Source organism: Streptomyces sp. NPDC002588 (genome assembly GCF_040295925.1).
Taxonomy (GTDB): domain Bacteria; phylum Actinomycetota; class Actinomycetes; order Streptomycetales; family Streptomycetaceae; genus Streptomyces.
Map to the genome: position 1 here is coordinate 108,610 of NZ_JBEOWF010000019.1, position 16,802 is coordinate 125,411.

Annotated in this window: 12 protein-coding genes and 1 pseudogene; 8 read left to right on the plus strand and 5 right to left on the minus strand. The window is 70.7% G+C overall.

Going from position 1 to position 16,802, the window contains the following annotated elements; genetic code table 11:
* Positions 1–163: 163 nt before the first annotated feature.
* From ABT057_RS22850 to nirD, 3 genes are read left to right on the plus strand one after another with little or no spacing between them, the layout of a single operon-like run.
* Positions 164–1,378: an NAD(P)/FAD-dependent oxidoreductase gene (locus ABT057_RS22850; RefSeq protein ID WP_352345240.1), complete on the plus strand. Its 1,215-nt coding sequence runs from the start codon at positions 164–166 to the stop codon at positions 1,376–1,378.
* The gene (nirB, locus tag ABT057_RS22855) at positions 1,379–3,976 is read left to right on the plus strand and encodes a nitrite reductase large subunit NirB (protein WP_352345242.1); all 2,598 of its coding nucleotides are present in this window, start codon (positions 1,379–1,381) and stop codon (positions 3,974–3,976) included. It begins immediately after the preceding gene.
* Positions 3,973–4,326 (plus strand): nitrite reductase small subunit NirD, encoded by a 354-nt coding sequence (gene nirD, locus ABT057_RS22860; protein ID WP_352345244.1) that lies wholly within the window; start codon positions 3,973–3,975, stop codon positions 4,324–4,326. The genes nirB and nirD overlap by 4 nt, the downstream gene beginning before the upstream one ends.
* Positions 4,327–4,336: 10 nt before the next feature.
* Here the strand turns inward: nirD and ABT057_RS22865 are convergent, their stop codons facing one another.
* Both ABT057_RS22865 and ABT057_RS22870 read right to left on the minus strand, forming a co-directional pair.
* Positions 4,337–5,866, minus strand: a complete 1,530-nt coding sequence (locus tag ABT057_RS22865; protein ID WP_352345246.1) for a sensor histidine kinase — start codon at positions 5,864–5,866, stop codon at positions 4,337–4,339.
* A gap of 281 nt (positions 5,867–6,147) precedes the next feature.
* Positions 6,148–6,942: pseudogene (locus ABT057_RS22870) on the minus strand (response regulator transcription factor); the annotation flags it as partial.
* A gap of 307 nt (positions 6,943–7,249) precedes the next feature.
* Between ABT057_RS22870 and ABT057_RS22875 the strand changes: the two are divergent.
* Together ABT057_RS22875 and ABT057_RS22880 are read left to right on the plus strand one after the other, a co-directional pair.
* A complete protein-coding gene (locus ABT057_RS22875) occupies positions 7,250–7,855 on the plus strand; it encodes a carbonic anhydrase (protein ID WP_352345248.1) in 606 nt (201 codons plus the stop codon).
* The gene (locus ABT057_RS22880; RefSeq protein ID WP_352345250.1) at positions 7,852–9,744 is read left to right on the plus strand and encodes a SulP family inorganic anion transporter; all 1,893 of its coding nucleotides are present in this window, start codon (positions 7,852–7,854) and stop codon (positions 9,742–9,744) included. Before ABT057_RS22875 ends, ABT057_RS22880 begins: the two co-directional genes overlap by 4 nt.
* Positions 9,745–9,891: 147 nt before the next feature.
* Here the strand turns inward: ABT057_RS22880 and ABT057_RS22885 are convergent, their stop codons facing one another.
* Positions 9,892–10,821, minus strand: a complete 930-nt coding sequence (locus ABT057_RS22885; protein ID WP_352345252.1) for an oxidoreductase — start codon at positions 10,819–10,821, stop codon at positions 9,892–9,894.
* Positions 10,822–10,930: 109 nt separating this feature from the next.
* On the opposite strand from ABT057_RS22885, the gene ABT057_RS22890 reads away from it, so the two are divergent.
* On the plus strand, positions 10,931–11,455 hold the full coding sequence (locus tag ABT057_RS22890; protein WP_352345254.1) for a GNAT family N-acetyltransferase: 525 nt from the start codon (positions 10,931–10,933) through the stop codon (positions 11,453–11,455).
* A gap of 33 nt (positions 11,456–11,488) precedes the next feature.
* Here the strand turns inward: ABT057_RS22890 and ABT057_RS22895 are convergent, their stop codons facing one another.
* Positions 11,489–12,412, minus strand: a complete 924-nt coding sequence (locus ABT057_RS22895) for an alpha/beta hydrolase (RefSeq protein WP_352345256.1) — start codon at positions 12,410–12,412, stop codon at positions 11,489–11,491.
* A gap of 40 nt (positions 12,413–12,452) precedes the next feature.
* Here ABT057_RS22895 and ABT057_RS22900 point away from each other — a divergent pair, with 40 nt between their 5' ends.
* On the plus strand, positions 12,453–12,926 hold the full coding sequence (locus tag ABT057_RS22900; RefSeq protein WP_352345258.1) for a MarR family winged helix-turn-helix transcriptional regulator: 474 nt from the start codon (positions 12,453–12,455) through the stop codon (positions 12,924–12,926).
* Between the two features lie 225 nt (positions 12,927–13,151).
* The gene (locus ABT057_RS22905; RefSeq protein WP_352345260.1) at positions 13,152–13,568 is read left to right on the plus strand and encodes a hypothetical protein; all 417 of its coding nucleotides are present in this window, start codon (positions 13,152–13,154) and stop codon (positions 13,566–13,568) included.
* Between the two features lie 360 nt (positions 13,569–13,928).
* Here the strand turns inward: ABT057_RS22905 and ppdK are convergent, their stop codons facing one another.
* Entirely contained in the window at positions 13,929–16,676 is a 2,748-nt protein-coding gene (ppdK, locus tag ABT057_RS22910; protein ID WP_502973952.1) for a pyruvate, phosphate dikinase, read from the minus strand.
* Between the last annotated feature and the right edge of the window lie 126 nt (positions 16,677–16,802).

Consider the following 16,802-nt stretch of genomic DNA (forward strand, 5'->3'; position numbering starts at 1 on the left):
CGTCCGACCGGCCGCGACGGACCCGCAGGCGGCTTCTCACAGCCCGCTCCCACCACCTCCGGAAACCCCTCACACCCACCTTCCGTCCCCGCTGAGGGCAGCGTTCCTCGCGGGAAACAACCGTGATGCGGCCGGGTAACCTCCGCACCGCACGCTCGACGGCATGACCTCGAATACGCGTGTGGTGGTGATCGGCGCCGGCCTCGCGGGCGTCCGACTCGCCCGCCGGCTCGGCGAGCTGGGCGTGCCCGCACTGCTCGTCGGCGAGGAGGAGCACCGGCCCTACAACCGGGTCCTGCTCGCCGAGGTGCTGGCCGGCCGGTACGCCCCCGAGGTGATCGCGCTGCCCGCACCCGCCGGACCGCTCCGGGCCCGCGTCACCGGCATCGACCGCGCCGGGCGGACGGTGACCTGCGCGGACGGCTCGGAGATCGCATACGACACGCTGGTCCTCGCCACCGGCTCCAATCCGGTGCTGCCGCCCCTGCGCGGTCTGTTCACACCGGATCACGAACTCCCCGAGGGTGTCCACGCCTTCCGCACCATGGACGACTGTCTGGGCCTGTCCAAGGCCGTACGGCCCGGCGTCCGTGCCGTGGTCATCGGCGGTGGGCTCCTCGGGGTCTCCGCGGCCCGGGCACTCGCCGTGCGCGGCGCCCAGGTCGTCCTGGCCCAGCAGGCCGAGCGGCTCATGGAGCGCCAGCTCGACCCGGCGGCCTCGAAGCTGGTCCGCCGGCACCTCGCCGACCTCGGCGTGGAGATCCACACCGAGTGCCGGGTACGGGACGTGCGCTGTGTCGGCGGCGCCGTCCGCTCCGTCGAGATGTCCGACGGCTACGCCCTCGACGCCGATCTGGTGGTGCTGGCCTGCGGGGTGTCACCGCGCGCCGGTCTGGCGAAGGACGCGGGGATCGCCGTACACAGGGGAATCCTGGTCGACGACGAACTCCGCACCTCCGACCCGCGCATCCACGCCATCGGCGACTGCGCCCAACACGCCGGGACGGTATACGGGCTGGCCGCTCCCGCGCTTGAACAGGCCGATGCTCTGGCCGAGTTGCTCGCCGGGGACGCCGACTCCCGCTACACCGGCACCCGTTCCCTCACCCGGCTCACCCTGTCGGGGAACGGCGCCTTCGACCTCGCCGCGTTCGGCGAGACCGAGCCCCGCCCCGGCGACGACGTCGTGCAGCTCGCCGACGCCACCCGCGGCACCTACCGCAAGGTCGTCGTCCGCGACGACCGCCTGGTCGGCGGGGTCCTCGTCGGCGAACTCGGCACCGTCGGCGCGCTCGCCCGCGCCTGGGAGGGAGCAGAGCCGCTCCCCGACGACGGCGGCCCCCTGCTCCACCTGCTCACCAACGATGGAGGCTCCTGAATGACCGCCACTGAGGGGGCCACCCCCACGATCGTGCTCGTCGGCCACGGCATGGTCGGCCAGCGCTTCCTCGAAGGGCTCGCCGAGCGCGGCCTGACCGCCACGCACCGCGTGGTCGTGCTGTGCGAGGAGCCGCGTCCCGCGTACGACCGCGTCGCGCTCACCTCGTACTTCTCGGGCCGGACGCCCGAGGAACTCTCCATGACGGACATGGAGTTCATCGCCGCGCACGGCATCGAGCTGTACGTCGGCGACCCGGCGGAGAGCGTCGACCGCGAGGCGAAGAAGGTCACCGCCCGGTCCGGCCAGGTCTTCGACTACGACACCCTCGTCCTCGCCACCGGCTCCTACCCGTTCGTGCCGCCGGTCCCGAACAAGGACGCCGAGGGCTGCTTCGTCTACCGCACGATCGAGGACCTGCTCGCGATCGAGGAGTACGCGAAGACGAAGGCGACGACGGGTGCGGTGGTCGGTGGCGGTCTGCTCGGACTCGAGGCGGCCGGCGCGCTGAAGGGCCTCGGACTCACCTCCCACATCGTGGAGTTCGCGCCGCGCCTGATGCCGGTGCAGGTCGACGAGGGCGGCGGCGCCGCGCTGCTGCGCACCATCGAGGACATGGGCCTGTCCGTCCACACCGGTGTGGGCACCCAGGAGATCGTCGTCGACGACTCCGGATCGGTGACCGGCATGAAGCTGTCCGACGGCTCCGAACTCGCCACCGACCTGGTGGTGTTCAGCGCCGGTGTCCGCCCCCGCGACCAGCTGGCCCGCGACTGCGGACTCAGGGTCGGCGAGCGCGGCGGCATCTCCGTCGACGAGCAGTGCCGTACCGTCTCCGACCCGCACGTCTTCGCGATCGGCGAGTGCGCGCTCGCGGCCGACGGCCGCGTGTACGGCCTGGTCGCACCCGGCTACGAGCAGGCCGAGACCGCGGCCGCCACCATCGCCGAGGACGAGGCCGCCTTCACCGGCGCCGACCTGTCCACCAAGCTGAAGCTGCTCGGCGTCGACGTGGCGTCCTTCGGCGACGCGCACGGCACCGCCGAGGACTGCCTCGACGTCGTCTACTCCGACTCCCGCTCGGGCCTGTACAAGAAGCTCGTCATCGGCCGCGACGGCACCCTGCTCGGCGGCATCCTGGTCGGCGACGCCGACGCGTACGGCACGCTGCGCGCGTTCACCGGGTCCGTGCCGCCCGTCTCCCCCGAGTCGCTGGTCCTGCCGGCCGGGGCCGGGGAGTCGGTCCAGCTCGGCCCGTCCGCGCTGCCCGACGAGGCGGTCATCTGCTCCTGCCACAACGTGTCGAAGGGCGCGATCCGCGGCGCGGTGACGGAGCACTCCTGCACCACCGTGCCCGAGGTGAAGAAGTGCACCAAGGCCGGTACCGGTTGCGGGAGCTGCGTCAAGGTGCTCGGCCAGCTGGTCACCGCCGAGCTGGAGGCGAACGGCGTCGAGGTCGACAAGGGCCTGTGCGGCTGCTTCTCGCAGACCCGCGAGGAGCTGTACGAGATCGTCCTCGCCCTGCGCATCAACACCTACCAGGGCCTCCTCGACCGCTACGGCCGCGAGGACGCCCGGGGCGGCGACGGCTGCGACATCTGCAAGCCGGCGGTCGCCTCGATCATCGCCTCCCTCGCCCCGACCATCGGCGCGAGCGGCTACGTCCTGGACGGCGAGCAGGCGGCGCTGCAGGAGACCAACGACCACTTCCTCGCCAACCTCCAGAAGAACGGCTCGTACTCGGTCGTCCCGCGCATCCCCGGCGGTGAGATCACACCCGAGGGCCTCATCGTGATCGGTGAGATCGCCCGGGACTTCGGCCTCTACACGAAGATCACGGGCGGTCAGCGGATCGACATGTTCGGCGCGCGCGTCGAACAGCTCCCGCTGATCTGGACCCGGCTGGTGGACGCCGGCTTCGAGTCCGGCCACGCGTACGGGAAGTCGCTGCGGACCGTCAAGTCCTGCGTGGGCCAGACCTGGTGCCGCTACGGCGTCCAGGACTCCGTCCGGATGGCGATCGACCTGGAGCTGCGCTACCGGGGCCTCCGGTCGCCGCACAAGCTCAAGTCCGCCGTCTCCGGGTGCGCCCGCGAGTGCGCGGAGGCCCAGTCGAAGGACTTCGGCATCATCGCCACCGTGGCCGGCTGGAACCTCTACGTCGGCGGCAACGGCGGCGCCACCCCGCGCCACGCCGACCTGCTCGCCCAGGACCTGTCGGACGCCGAACTCATCCGCCTGATCGACCGCTTCCTGATGTTCTACATCCGCACCGCCGACCGCCTGGAGCGCACCTCCACCTGGCTGGAGCGGATCCCCGGCGGCCTGGACCACGTGCGCGACGTGGTCGTGGAGGACTCCCTCGGCATCTGCGAGGAGCTGGAGTCCCTGATGGCCGACCACGTGGCGAACTACGCCGACGAGTGGGCGACCACCATCAACGACCCAGAGAAGCTCGCCCGGTTCGTGTCCTTCGTGAACGCGCCGGACACCCCCGACCCGGTCGTCGGCTTCGTCCCCGAGCGCGGCCAGATCAAGCCCGACCTGCCGCTGCTGACCATCGGCCACCGTCCCCTGGAAGGGAGCGCCCAGCGATGACCCTGGCACCCGAGACCACCGATCTGAAGGTTCAACTCCAGCTGGACGGCGACTGGTTCACGGTCTGCGACCTGAGCCGGCTGCTCCCCGGCCGGGGCGTGGCCGCACTGCTGCCGGACGGCCGCCAGGTCGCCCTCTTCCGGGACCGCGCGGGAGAGCTGTACGCCGTCGACAACCGCGACCCGTTCGCCGGCGCGGCGGTCCTCTCCCGCGGTCTGACCGGCACCCACCAGGGCCGCCCGTTCGTCGCCTCCCCGCTCCTGAAGCAGCGCTTCGACCTCGTGTCCGGGCAGTGCCTCGACGACGAGACGGTACGCATCGCGACGTACGAGGTCCGCGCGGCGGCCTGAGGTCCGGCGGTCACAGCCGGCCCGGTGCCGTCGTCTGCAGGGGTCTCGTCGGTCGCTGGGACGGGGCGGCGGGGCCGCCGGGGCCGGCCGGGGCCGCCGGGAGCCGTACGACGGCGTCGAGGCCGCCGCGCGGTGCCTGCCGCAGCACCACCTCGCCGCCGCTCGCGTGCGCGAGCCGCTGCACCAGGGCCAGGCCGAGGCCCGTACCGCCCTTGGGGGCGTCCGGGGCACGCCAGAAGCGGTCGAAGGCGCGCCGCCGCTGCTCCTCGGTCATCCCGGGCCCCTCGTCCATGACGTGCAGCTCGATCCACCCCGGTCCGGACGCGCGGTGCGGGAAGCGGCGCTCGGGCGACGGGTGCCGGTGCGCGAAGCGGCGCTCGGGCGACGCGGGGCGGCGCGGGTCGATCGAGACCGAGGAGCCGGGGGGCGAAACCCGCAGCGCGTTGGAGAGCAGGTTGTCGAGGATCTGCTCCACCGCGCCGGGCAGCGCCAGCACCTCGCCCGTGCAGTCCCAGTCCCCGGCCAGTGCCAGCCAGACGCCGTGCTGCTCGTACAACGGCCGCCAGGCGCGGTGGCGTTCCCCGCACACCTGCGCCAGATCGATCCGCTCCGGCTCTGCCGCGCTCTCGTCCAGCCGGGCCATCGCCAACAGCCCCTCGACCATCCGGGCCAGCCGGTCGGTCTCGGTCAGCGCGGCGGTCAGCGAACCCCGCGCGTTCAGGGCGATGTCGTTCTCCAGGTTCTCCAGCCGCAGCCGCAGCGCCGCGAGCGGGGTCTTCAGCTGGTGCGAGGCCTCTCCCGCGAAGGCACGCTGGGAGGCCAGCAGGTGTTCCAGACGGGCGGCGGTGCGGTTGAACGTGGCGGCGAGGGAGCGCACCTCCGGCGGCCCCTTGGTGATCGCCACCGGTACGGCGGTGCCGCCGACGGCCAACTCATGGGTGGCGTTCTCCAGTTCACGGATGGGCCGGCCGGTCCAGCGGGCGATGCCGAAGCCGATGACGGCGACCGCGGTGAGCGCCACCAGTCCGCCGAGGACCAGCAACAGCCAGACGTGGTGCACCCGTTCGTGCACCATCCGGGTCGGCACGGTGATCCGTACGGCGCCCAGCTTCTGCGAGCCGTGCCGCACCGGCGTGGCCACCGCGAGGTACTGCACCCCGCCGATGGTGGAGGTGCGCACATCCGCGGTGGCCGTGCCACGCAGGGCGGCGGCGATGCCCGGCCAGGAGGCGAGGCTGTGCTGCTCGGCGGCGCTGAGCGGATGCGAGGTGGCCAGCAGGGCACCGTCCTGGTCGACGATCAGCACCATGCCGCCGATGCGCTCGGCGCAGTGGGCGGCCCGCTCGGGCAGGTCCTCCGCGGCCCGCCCCGCCGACACGGACAGCGAGGCGAACGCCGACACCGACTCCGCCTCGTCCTTCGCCGCGTTGATCACCCGCTCCCGCTCACCCCGCGAGTAGACGAAACCCAGCGGGATTTCCAGACACAGCAGCAGCAGCGCGGCGAGCGTGAGGTAGCTGAGCAGCAGCCGCCGGGTCATCAGTAGGCCGCCGAGGGGTGGGGGGCGGGGGCGGGGCGGGAGCGGGCGGGCGGGGGGTCGTAGGAGGAGCCGAAGGAGTCGAAGGAGTCGTAGGGCGCGTAGGAGTCGTGGGACGCGTGGGACGCGTATGAGTCGTGGGGCTCGTACGAGTCGTAGGAGTCGCGGGTCTCGTAGCCGGAGGCCGAGGGCTGGTGGGAGACGTCGTAGGCGGGCGGGGATTCGAACAGCGAGGGGTAGGTCTGCTGCTCGTACGCCGGTTGCGGGGCGGACGGGTAGGTCACCGGTGGCGGAGCGGCGGCCGGCGGCTGGGTGTGCACCGCCAGCCGGAAGCCCACTCCGCGCAGGGTCTGGATCCACGCCGGGTTGCCCAACTTCCGGCGAAGGGTGGCGACATGGACGTCGAGTGTCTTGGTCGGGCCCTCGTAGTGCGGGTCCCAGACCCGGTCGAGGATCTGCTGCCGGGAGTACACGGCCCCCGGGTCCTCCGTGAGCAGCGCGAGGAGTTCGAACTCCTTGGGCGTCAGGGTCACCGTGTCCTCCCCCACCCACACCTGCCGGGTCCGCCGGTCGACGACCAGCGGACCGACGGCACCGCCGGTGGGCTGCGGTTGCTGCGGTTGCCGCGCTTCGTATCGGGGCTGGGACTGCGGCTGCGGCTGGTGCTGTGGCCGGGCGTGGGAGCTCGGGACCGTCTCGGTGAACTCCCGCTCCTGCAGACCCCGTTGGGTGCGCCGTGTCACGGCCCGCACCCGGGCCACCAGCTCCCGCATGCTGAACGGCTTCGCCAGATAGTCGTCCGCCCCCAGTTCGAGGCCGAGCACCCGGTCGGCCTCCTCGCCCCGCGCGCTGAGGATGATGATGGGAACGTCGGAGACCTGTCGGATACCGCGGCAGACGTCGATGCCGTCCAGGTCGGGCAACCCCAGGTCGAGCAGGACGACATCGCCGTAGGGGCCTCTCAACCCCTCGTTCCCGGTGCTGACGTGATGCACCGTCAGCCCGAAGTGCCCGAGGCCCTCTACGAGCGGTTCGGCGATCGTCTGGTCGTCCTCGATGAGCAGGACTTCTGCGCCCATGCGTTCCCGTCTCTCCCGTGAACTCTCATTCGTGTGTTCCGTGGAACCGCCACGGTACAAGAGCGACCGATAAAACGCCGTATCAATCCGAAGAATGTGAGCAGTGGCTCAGCCGAAGACGGGGAGGGACAAAAACTGTCCCATTCTTGTCGGCGGTTTAGTGTTCCTCTAACCTTCGCCTGGCAAAGGCTCCTCTACGGTGATGGGGAACTGGTCGTACCCCCATGACGACCAGCTCTGACCTGGGATGAAAGCACCGAGAACCACCGACAAGCACCGAGAGCACCGGTGGACACCAGGAGGAACCGTGAAAGACTTGCTGGACCGCGCCCGCTCGTTCGAACGGCGCGTCGACTTCGAGAGCGGCGAATACCGGCGGCTGGCCGAGGGCCAGCATCCCGAGGCATTGTTCATCACCTGCTCGGATTCGCGGGTGATTCCAGCCCTGATAACGGGCGCGCGACCCGGCGAGATATTCGAGCTGCGAAACGCGGGAAATATCGTTCCGCCGCACGGCAAGGAGGGCGCCTCGGGTGAGGCGGCCACCATCGAGTACGCGCTCGAGGTGCTCGGCGTTCAGGACATCGTGGTGTGTGGTCATTCCCACTGCGGTGCGATGAGCGCCCTCAAGTCCGGCGACGACCTGTCCGCCCTGCCGGGCGTGGACGCCTGGCTGCAACTGGCCCGGCCCCGGCTGGCCCCCGTCCTGGACGGTGTCGTGGAGGACCCGCGCCTGCCGGACATCGCACAGCTGAACGTCGTCAACCAGCTTGCCGTGCTGCGGAGTTACCCGGCGGCGCGGCGGCGGCTTGAGGCGGGGCGACTCCGGCTGCACGGCTGGTACTACGAGGTGGACACCGGCCGGGTGCACGAGCTGGAAGAGGACGGCCTGTTCCGGGTGCACGCGGCATGAGCGGCGCACACGCGACGAGGCCCCGCGGAATGCGGGCCCGCGACCCCAGGGCCCGCACCCCCAGGCCCGACACCCATGTGCACGACACGGCCGGCCATCCGGCGAGGCCCCCGAATCCACCGAATCCACCGAATCCGCCAAATCTGTCGGCTCCGTCGAATCCGTCGAATCTCGCGAAGGGCCCGAAGGCCGACCTGGCCACCGAGATCACCGCGTCCCTGGTGGTCTTCCTGGTCGCGCTCCCCCTCTGCATCGGCGTGGCGGTGGCCTCCGGTGTCCCCGCCGAACTGGGCATCATCTCGGGTGTCATCGGCGGTCTGGTGGTGGGCGCGGCGCGTGGCAGCACGCTCCAGGTCAGCGGCCCGGCGGCCGGCCTCGCCGCACTGGTCGCGGAAACCGTGCTGGAGCACGGCGTGGCGATGCTCGGCGTGATCGTCCTCTTCTCGGGCCTGCTGCAGATCGTCCTCGGCCTGGTGAAGATGGGCCGCTTCTTCCAGGCGATCTCCCTGGCCGTCGTGCAGGGCATGCTCGCCGGCATCGGTCTGCCGCTGATGTTCAGCCAGGCGTACCCGGCGATGGACTCGAAGGCCCCCGGCACTCCGATCGAGAACATGGCTGGCATCCCCGGTCTGCTCGCGGACACCTTCGCCGACCGGAACGCGCTGATCGCGGCGGGCCTCGGCGCCGTCACCGTCGGCCTGAGCTTCCTGTGGAAGAAGATGCCGGGGCCGGTCAAGAAGATCCCCGCGGCCCTGGTCGCCGTGGGCATCGGCATCGCGGTGGCCGCGCTCCCGGGCGTCGAGATCAAGACGCTGCAGGTGGGCAACCTGCTGGCCTCGGTCGACGTGCCGGGCGCGGAGCAGTTCGCGGGCCTGGCGGACGCCGGGATCATCACGGCGATCCTGACCTTCACGGTGATCGCCTCCGCCGAGTCCCTGTTCACGGCGGCCGCGGTCGACCGTATGCACGACGGTCCGCGTACCCGCTACAACCCCGAGCTGATCGCCCAGGGCGCCGGCAACACGGTCGCCGGACTGCTCGGCGCCCTCCCCATCACGGCGGTGGTGGCCCGCAGTTCGGCGAACGTCCAGGCAGGTGCGAAGACCCGGCTCTCCCGCGTCCTCCACGGCCTGTGGCTCCTCGCGTTCGCCATCCTCCTCCCCCAGGTGCTGGCCCTGATCCCGATCTCCGTCCTCGCGGGCGTGCTGATCCACAGCGGCTGGAAGCTGTTCGCGCCGGAGGAGTTCCCCAAGATGTGGCGGCAGGACCGCGGCGAGTTCGTCGTGATGACGGTCACCACGCTGGTCATCGTCGCCACGGCCCTGCTGGAAGGCGTCCTGATCGGCCTCGCGGCGGGCATCGTGCTGGCCGCCGTACGGATGTCGCAGACGGTGATCCGGCAGCACATCGAGGAGGACACCGCGAAGGTGGTCATGGCCGGGAACGCGACGTTCCTGCGGCTGCCCCAGGTCATCGAGGCCCTGGAGTCCGCGGCGCAGGCCGGAAAGCCCCGCATCCGCCTCGACCTCACCGGCGTGACCCATCTCGACCACGCCTGCCGCAGCCAGGTGGAACAGTTCACGGCCCAGCAGCGCGGCAAGGGACTCCGGGTGGAACTGCTGATGCCGGGCCCGGCGACGGGACGGACCGCGACGGAGCGCGAGGAACCGGCCCCCGAGCCGAGTACCGGCCCGAGCGCCGACCCGTGGGCCGGACGGATGCCGGACCCCGGCCCCCTGCCGCGCCGCCCGGCCCCTTCGCCCCCGGTCACCCACACCGCCGCCCCCGGCCCGACCGCGGAGTGGTTCTACCTGGACACCACCCCGATGCCGGAGGACTTCGCACAGCGGTACGCGGAGGAGTACGCACCGGGTTACGCGGGGAGATGACGCGCGACGTCCCGCGTCCGCGGGGACACCACTCCGCGGCGGGAGGTCAATCCGCCCCGAGGGCGTCACTCGGCCGCGGGACGTCACTCGGCCCCGAGGTCGTCACTCGCGCCCCGGCGGGGAGGAAACGCCTCGCCCCCGAGGGCGTCAGTCGGCCTTGAGGGCGTCGTAGGACACGCCCGTCAGTTCCACGGAGGCGTCCCACAGGCGCCGGGCGACCGCGTCGTCGGTCGTCCAGGGCGCCCGCCGCGAGGGTGCGGGAGCCTCGCGCCACATCGCGAGGGACGGCCCGGTGAACGAGTCCGGCCGGACTCCGGGCGCGGTCGCGGCGTACAGGGCGGGCAGCGCGCCGGCCTCGGCGGACTGGGCGGCCATCCGGTTGCCGAGCTTCATCAGCCGCTCCGCGATCCGCCGCCCCTCCGCCCGCGGCCCGGCGGTCTGGAGGTTGGTGTCGGCGTACCCCGGATGCGCGGCGGCCGCCACGACATCGACGCCGGCGGCGGCCACCCGCCGCGCCAACTCGTGCGTGAACAGCAGATTGGCGGTCTTGGACCGAGCGTAGGCGACCCAACGGCGGTATCTCCGCTCGGAGTTGAGATCACGCAGATCGATGTTGGCCAGCAGATGGACCTTGCTGGACACGGTGACGACCCGGGCCCCGGCGGGCGCGGCGAGCAACCCGGGCAGCAACAGCCCGGTGAGGGCGAAGTGTCCGAGATGGTTGACCCCGAACTGCGTCTCGAAGCCGTCGACGGTGGTGGAGTACGGCAGCGCCATGACACCGGCGTTGTTGACCAGCAGGTCGAGCGGGTGATCGTACGAAGCCGCGAACTCCCGCACGGAGGCCAGGTCCCCGAGGTCGAGCCGCCCGAACTCCACATCGGCGTCCGGCACTTCACCCCGCAGCCGCTCGACGGCGGCCCGCCCCCGCACCTCGCTGCGGCAGGCCAGCACCACCCGGGCCCCCTTACGGGCGAGTTCCCGCGCGGTGACGTACCCGAGGCCGCTGTTGGCCCCGGTGACGACGGCGAGGCGACCACTCTGACCGGGAATGTCGTGCACGCTCCAGCCGGACATGACGGTGCCCCTTCCACTACCGAACTACCGCTCCCCTCGAAGCCTACGACGCCCCGCCCACGCCCCACACCTCCGCAACCACGCCCCGCGGCGACGGCGTCACACCACCGTGACGACTCACCACACTCTGCTGCGCCCCGCGCGCCTCGACGACCTGGACGAGATCACCGACCTGCACACGCAGGCCCGCACCGCGTACTACCGCGCGGGCGGGCTACCGGACACGGACCCGGAACTCCACTCCCACCCCGAGGCGTTGTCCCGCCGCCGAGCGATGTGGCGACGCGCCGTCGAGGACGACGCCCTCACGGTCCTGTGCGCCACCCAGGCAGACGAACTGGTGGGCATCCTCGCCATGGGCCCCCCGTTGGACGCCGACGTGTCCCCCACCACCGCGGCCCAACTGCACCAGATCCACGTCCGTCCAGGTCACTGGGGCCAGGGAATCGGCACCCACCTCCACACGGCATTCGTGGACCGCCTCCGCGAGGCATCCCTGTCCACAGGAGTACTCGAACACTGGTCCCGCAACACCCGAGCCCACGCCTTCTACACCCGCCACGCCTGGCACCCGGACGGCCACCACCGCCCCGGTCCGGCCGACACGACCTACATCCGCCTACGCCGCAGCTGACACCGTGTCGGAAGTGAGGCTGCCGACCGGTTTTCACGCCGCCGACGCGCTCACCGTGTCCGGGGTGCGGATGTGCTGGGTGACGAAGAGGGCCGCGCGGTCCAGTGCCTCATCGGCCTCGTCGAGGACGCCGGCGAACGACTGGAACACCTGGGGCACGTCGGCGGTGATGTCGAGGACGACGTCCACTCCCGCGGCTCTCGCGCGCGCGGCGAGGCGGGTGGAGTCGTCCAGGAGCACTTCGTTGGTGCCCGCCTGCAGGAGCATCGGCGGGAAACCGGTCAGGTCGGCGAGGACGGCCGGACTGAGCATGGGGTGGTCCGGGTCCTGCCCCGCGAGGTACATGGCCCCGGTGTGTTCCAGAGTCTCGCGCGTGAAGAACGGGTCGATGCCTGCTTTGGTGTCCATGCTCCTGCCGGTTCGGGTGGCGTCGAGTCCGGGGGAGAACGCCACGATCGCGCCGGGCATCGGGAGGTCCGCGTCGCGGGCGGCAAGGCAGGTGGTGACGGTGAGGCCACCGCCGGCGGAGTCCCCGGCGAACACGAGGGCCGAGGGGTCCTCGCCGCTGTCGAGCAGTGCGCGGTAGGCGCTCAGCGCGTCCGCGATCGCGGCCGGGAAGGGGTGCTCGGGCGCGAGCCGGTAGTCCAGCGAGAGGGCCCTGAGCCCGGTCCTGGCCACGAGGTTGCCCGTCAGCGACAACGCGGTCTCGGGGGAGCCGAACACGTAGCCGCCGCCGTGGAAGTACAGGATCGTCCCGGCGCGCGGGCCGTCGACCGGCTCGACGAGCAGTGCGGGGCGGGGGCCGAGTGTCGTGGAAGTGGTGCGGATCCCGGCCGGGACGATCATCTTGGCCATCATCGCCCTGAACCCGGCTCGGAGCTCCTCGACCGGCCGAGGGCCCTCGGGCCGGGGCTGCCGCAGTATCGCGTCGATCATCGCGCGCTGTTCCTTGCTCATGATGCTCCCGTCCTAAGTAGCTGCCGCTACACTATATGCCGTGGCATACAAGTTGAGTGGCACTGTCGACCTCCCGGGCTTCTTCGCCGACCTCGTCCGTTGCGAGACGCGTCTGTACAACGCCCTCAACGACCGTCTTCGCGAGCGGCACGGGATCGTCACGTCGCAGTTCGAGTTCCTGCGCCACCTCCGCGACCATCCCGGGTCCCGGGTCGCGGACCTCGCTGCCGAGTTCGCGGTCGGCATCGGGGCGACCAGCAAGGGCGTCGACCGCCTGGAGAAGCAGGGATGGGTCGTGCGGCAGCCGAATCCGTCGGATCGCCGGTCATCGCTGCTGGCCTTGACCGACGCCGGCGTGAAGCTGGTCGACGCGGCGGAGGGCACCTTCACCGAGCGGCTGACCGAGCTGATCGGAGACCCACTCGACGGGGCCGCGATGTCGACCGCGGCGCAGACCCTCTCTCAGCTCCGCTCCGCACTGGAGCGCGACCAGATCGGCACACCCACAGGCTGACCCACCTACCGTTTCCCGCTGCTCTGGCTGCCGAACGTTGCCTCCCGTACGCGGCCTGCGCGCAGCGGCATCAACGCAGGCATGGGCGCCCGGTGGCGCGGGACCTCACGATTGTCTACCTGCTATAAACCCACAGGAGCATGATTCATTCATGCGCATGACATAAGGAGATCTGTGCGAATACGACGTGTCCTTACTGCCCTGGGTGCGGGCGCTGCAACGCTCATGCTCGTTGCAACCAACGCATCCGCAGCCACCGCTGAGATAGACCTCGCCACCGCCTCGCCCATGCCCGAGGGCAACAGCGAGGTATGTGCCGAAGGTGGCTGGTACACCGGCGATGGCAGCCACCGCACCACCGCCTGCTTCATGAAGACGGGCGACTGGTGGGTGATCACCGACACGCAGTCCGACGGCTACTCGGCAGTTGCTCTGTGGCAGGTCACCGACGCTCACGGGGACGTCGTACGGCAAGGACGCGTGTACAACACCGCCGGCTGGGGCGAGACCCGCTACAAGAACAAGAACTACCCCGAGCGCTACACCCTTTCGATCAGGGCATGCGTCGGGCACTGGAACGGTGGGGACAGCCCCACCGTCTTCACGGAGGGATGCAGCGCCCCGGTGTACACCACCACCTGACGGGGGTCGTAGATCCCGCTACTCAGTACGGCCGGGGGCTCAGCCTTGCCCGCAAGCCGCGACAGGGATCCTTTAGTGACGGCTCGTGACGGAACCCAGCCTCATGTGGAGGGCACAACGAGGGCACAACAGCGTCACGCAGGTTCAACGGCAACCAATGCCACCAAACGCCATTTTCCCTGGTCAGCGCATGGCTTGACAGTCTCCGCAGATGATGCACAAGAGGGCGACACCCCCGCACAGGGTGTCGCCCTCCTTTTGCGTGCCGGAGCCGTCGCCGATCGGTGAGGGTCGGGGACCAGCGGCGGCTCCGGGGTCAAGGGGGATCAGCGGGCGGCGCCGACCGCCCGAGCCTCCGTGTCAGCGATGGTCGCTGCCCGCGGACTGCGTCGCCGCTCGTCCCGCCTCCAGGCGGGCCACGGGGATGCGGAACGGGGAGCAGGAGACGTAGTCGAGTCCGACCTCGTGGAAGAAGTGGACGGACTCCGGGTCGCCGCCGTGTTCGCCGCAGACGCCGAGTTTCAGGTCGGGGCGGGTCTCGCGGCCGGCCTTCGCCGCAGCGCTCACCAGTGAGCCCACGCCGTCCCTGTCGATCGTCTCGAAGGGGGACACCCCGAAGATGCCCCGCTCGAGGTACGCCGTGAAGAAGGACGCCTCCACGTCGTCCCGGCTGAAGCCCCACACCGTCTGCGTGAGGTCGTTCGTGCCGAAGGAGAAGAACTCCGCCGCCTCCGCGATCTGACCGGCGGTCAGCGCGGCGCGCGGCAGCTCGATCATCGTGCCGATCGACAGCTTCAGGGCCACCCCCGTCGCGGCTTCCACCTCCGCGATGATCTGGTCGGCCTCCTCGCGGACGATCTCCAGTTCCTGGACCGTGCCGACGAGCGGGATCATGATCTCGGCGCGCGGGTCGCCCTTGGCGTTCTTGCGTTCGGCCGCGGCCTCCGCGATCGCGCGGACCTGCATCGTGAACAGGCCGGGGATGACGAGGCCGAGGCGTACGCCGCGCAGGCCCAGCATCGGGTTCTGTTCGTGCAGCCGGTGGACGGCCTGGAGGAGCCGCAGTTCGTTCTCGTGGGGTTCCTGGCGGGACTCCGCCAGCGCCACGCGGACGGACAGTTCCGTGATGTCCGGCAGGAACTCGTGCAGCGGCGGGTCGAGCAGGCGGACCGTCACCGGCAGGCCGTCCATCGCCTCGAACAGCTCGATGAAGTCGCCCTTCTGCAGCGGCAGAAGCTCCTTGAGCGACTCCTCGCGCTCGGTCTCCGTGTCCGCCAGGATGAGGCGTTCCACGAGTTCGCGGCGGTCGCCGAGGAACATGTGCTCCGTGCGGCACAGGCCGATGCCCTGGGCGCCGAAGCGGCGCGCCCGCAGCGCGTCCTCGGCGTTGTCGGCGTTGGCGCGGACGCGCAGTCGGCGCTTCCGGTCCGCGAACGCCATGATGCGGTGGACCGCCTCCACGAGTTCGTCGGCGTCGTCGGCACCCGCGTGCATCCGGCCTTCGAAGTACTCCACGACCGGGGAGGGGACCACCGGGACCTCGCCCAGGTAGACCTTGCCGGACGAGCCGTCGATCGAGATGACGTCGCCCTCTTCCACCACGTGGCCGCCCGGGACCGTCATCCGGCGGCGCTTGGTGTCGACCTCGAGCTCCTCCGCGCCGCAGACGCAGGTCTTGCCCATGCCGCGCGCCACCACCGCCGCGTGGGAGGTCTTGCCGCCGCGGGAGGTCAGGATGCCCTCCGCGGCGATCATGCCGTCCAGGTCGTCGGGGTTCGTCTCGCGGCGGACGAGGATGACCTTCTCGCCCGAGCGGGACCACTTGACGGCCGTGTACGAGTCGAAGACCGCCTTGCCCACGGCCGCGCCCGGTGACGCGGCGATGCCCCGGCCGACCTGCTGGGTCTTCGCGTGCTCGTCGAAGCGGGGGAACATCAGCTGCGCGAGCTGGGCGCCCGTCACGCGCTGGAGTGCCTCCGTCTCGTCGATCAGGCCCTGGTCGACGAGTTGCGTGGCGATGCGGAAGGCCGCGCCCGCCGTGCGCTTGCCGACGCGGGTCTGGAGCATCCACAGCCGGCCGCGCTCGATCGTGAACTCGATGTCGCAGAGGTCCTTGTAGTGGTTCTCCAGGGTTTCCATGATGCCCAGGAGCTGGTCGTAGGACTTCTTGTCGATCTGCTCCAGTTCGGCGAGCGGCACCGTGTTGCGGATGCCGGCGACCACGTCCTCGCCCTGCGCGTTCTGCAGGTAGTCGCCGTAGACGCCCTGGTGGCCGGAGGCGGGGTCACGGGTGAAGGCCACTCCTGTGCCCGAGTCCGGGCCCAGGTTGCCGAAGACCATCGAGCAGACGTTGACCGCCGTGCCCAGGTCGCCCGGGATGCGCTCCTGGCGGCGGTAGAGCTTCGCGCGGTCGGTGTTCCAGGAGTCGAAGACCGCGTGGATGGCGAGGTCCATCTGCTCGCGCGGGTCCTGCGGGAAGTCGCGGCCGGCCTCGGTCTTGACGATCTTCTTGAAGCGGGTGACCAGTTTCTTCAGGTCGGCCGCCTCCAGTTCGGTGTCGACGGTGACCTTCTTCGCCGCCTTCGCCGCTTCGAGGGCGTCCTCGAAGAGTTCGCCGTCGACGCCGAGGACCGTCTTGCCGAACATCTGGATCAGGCGGCGGTAGGAGTCCCAGGCGAAGCGGTCGTCGCCGGCCTGGGCGGCCAGGCCCTGGACCGATTTGTCCGACAGCCCGATGTTCAGGACGGTGTCCATCATTCCGGGCATGGAGAACTTGGCGCCCGAGCGGACCGACACCAGCAACGGGTTGTCCGGCTGGCCGAGTTTCTTGCCCATGCGGTCCTCCAGCGCGGTGAGGTGCGCACTCACCTCGTCACGCAGTGCCGCCGGCTCCTCGCCGCTGTCGAGGTAGACCTTGCAGGCCTCGGTGGTGATGGTGAAGCCCGGCGGGACGGGAAGGCCCAGGTTGGTCATCTCGGCGAGGTTGGCGCCCTTGCCGCCGAGGAGGTCCTTGAGGTCCTTGTTGCCCTCGGTGAAGTCGTAGACGAACTTCACGCCCTCAACGCTCGCGGCCTGCTCGGTTACCTGGAGATCTTTGTTTTCCGACACGGGTCTCGACTCCTCGAGGACGCGGTGGCTGCCCTGACGGCCAGGAACATACCCAGATCGAAGGCGCCTGGGTACGTCCACTTACGCGTCATGCGCCTGTAACCCGTCGTCCGCCACCGGATTGAA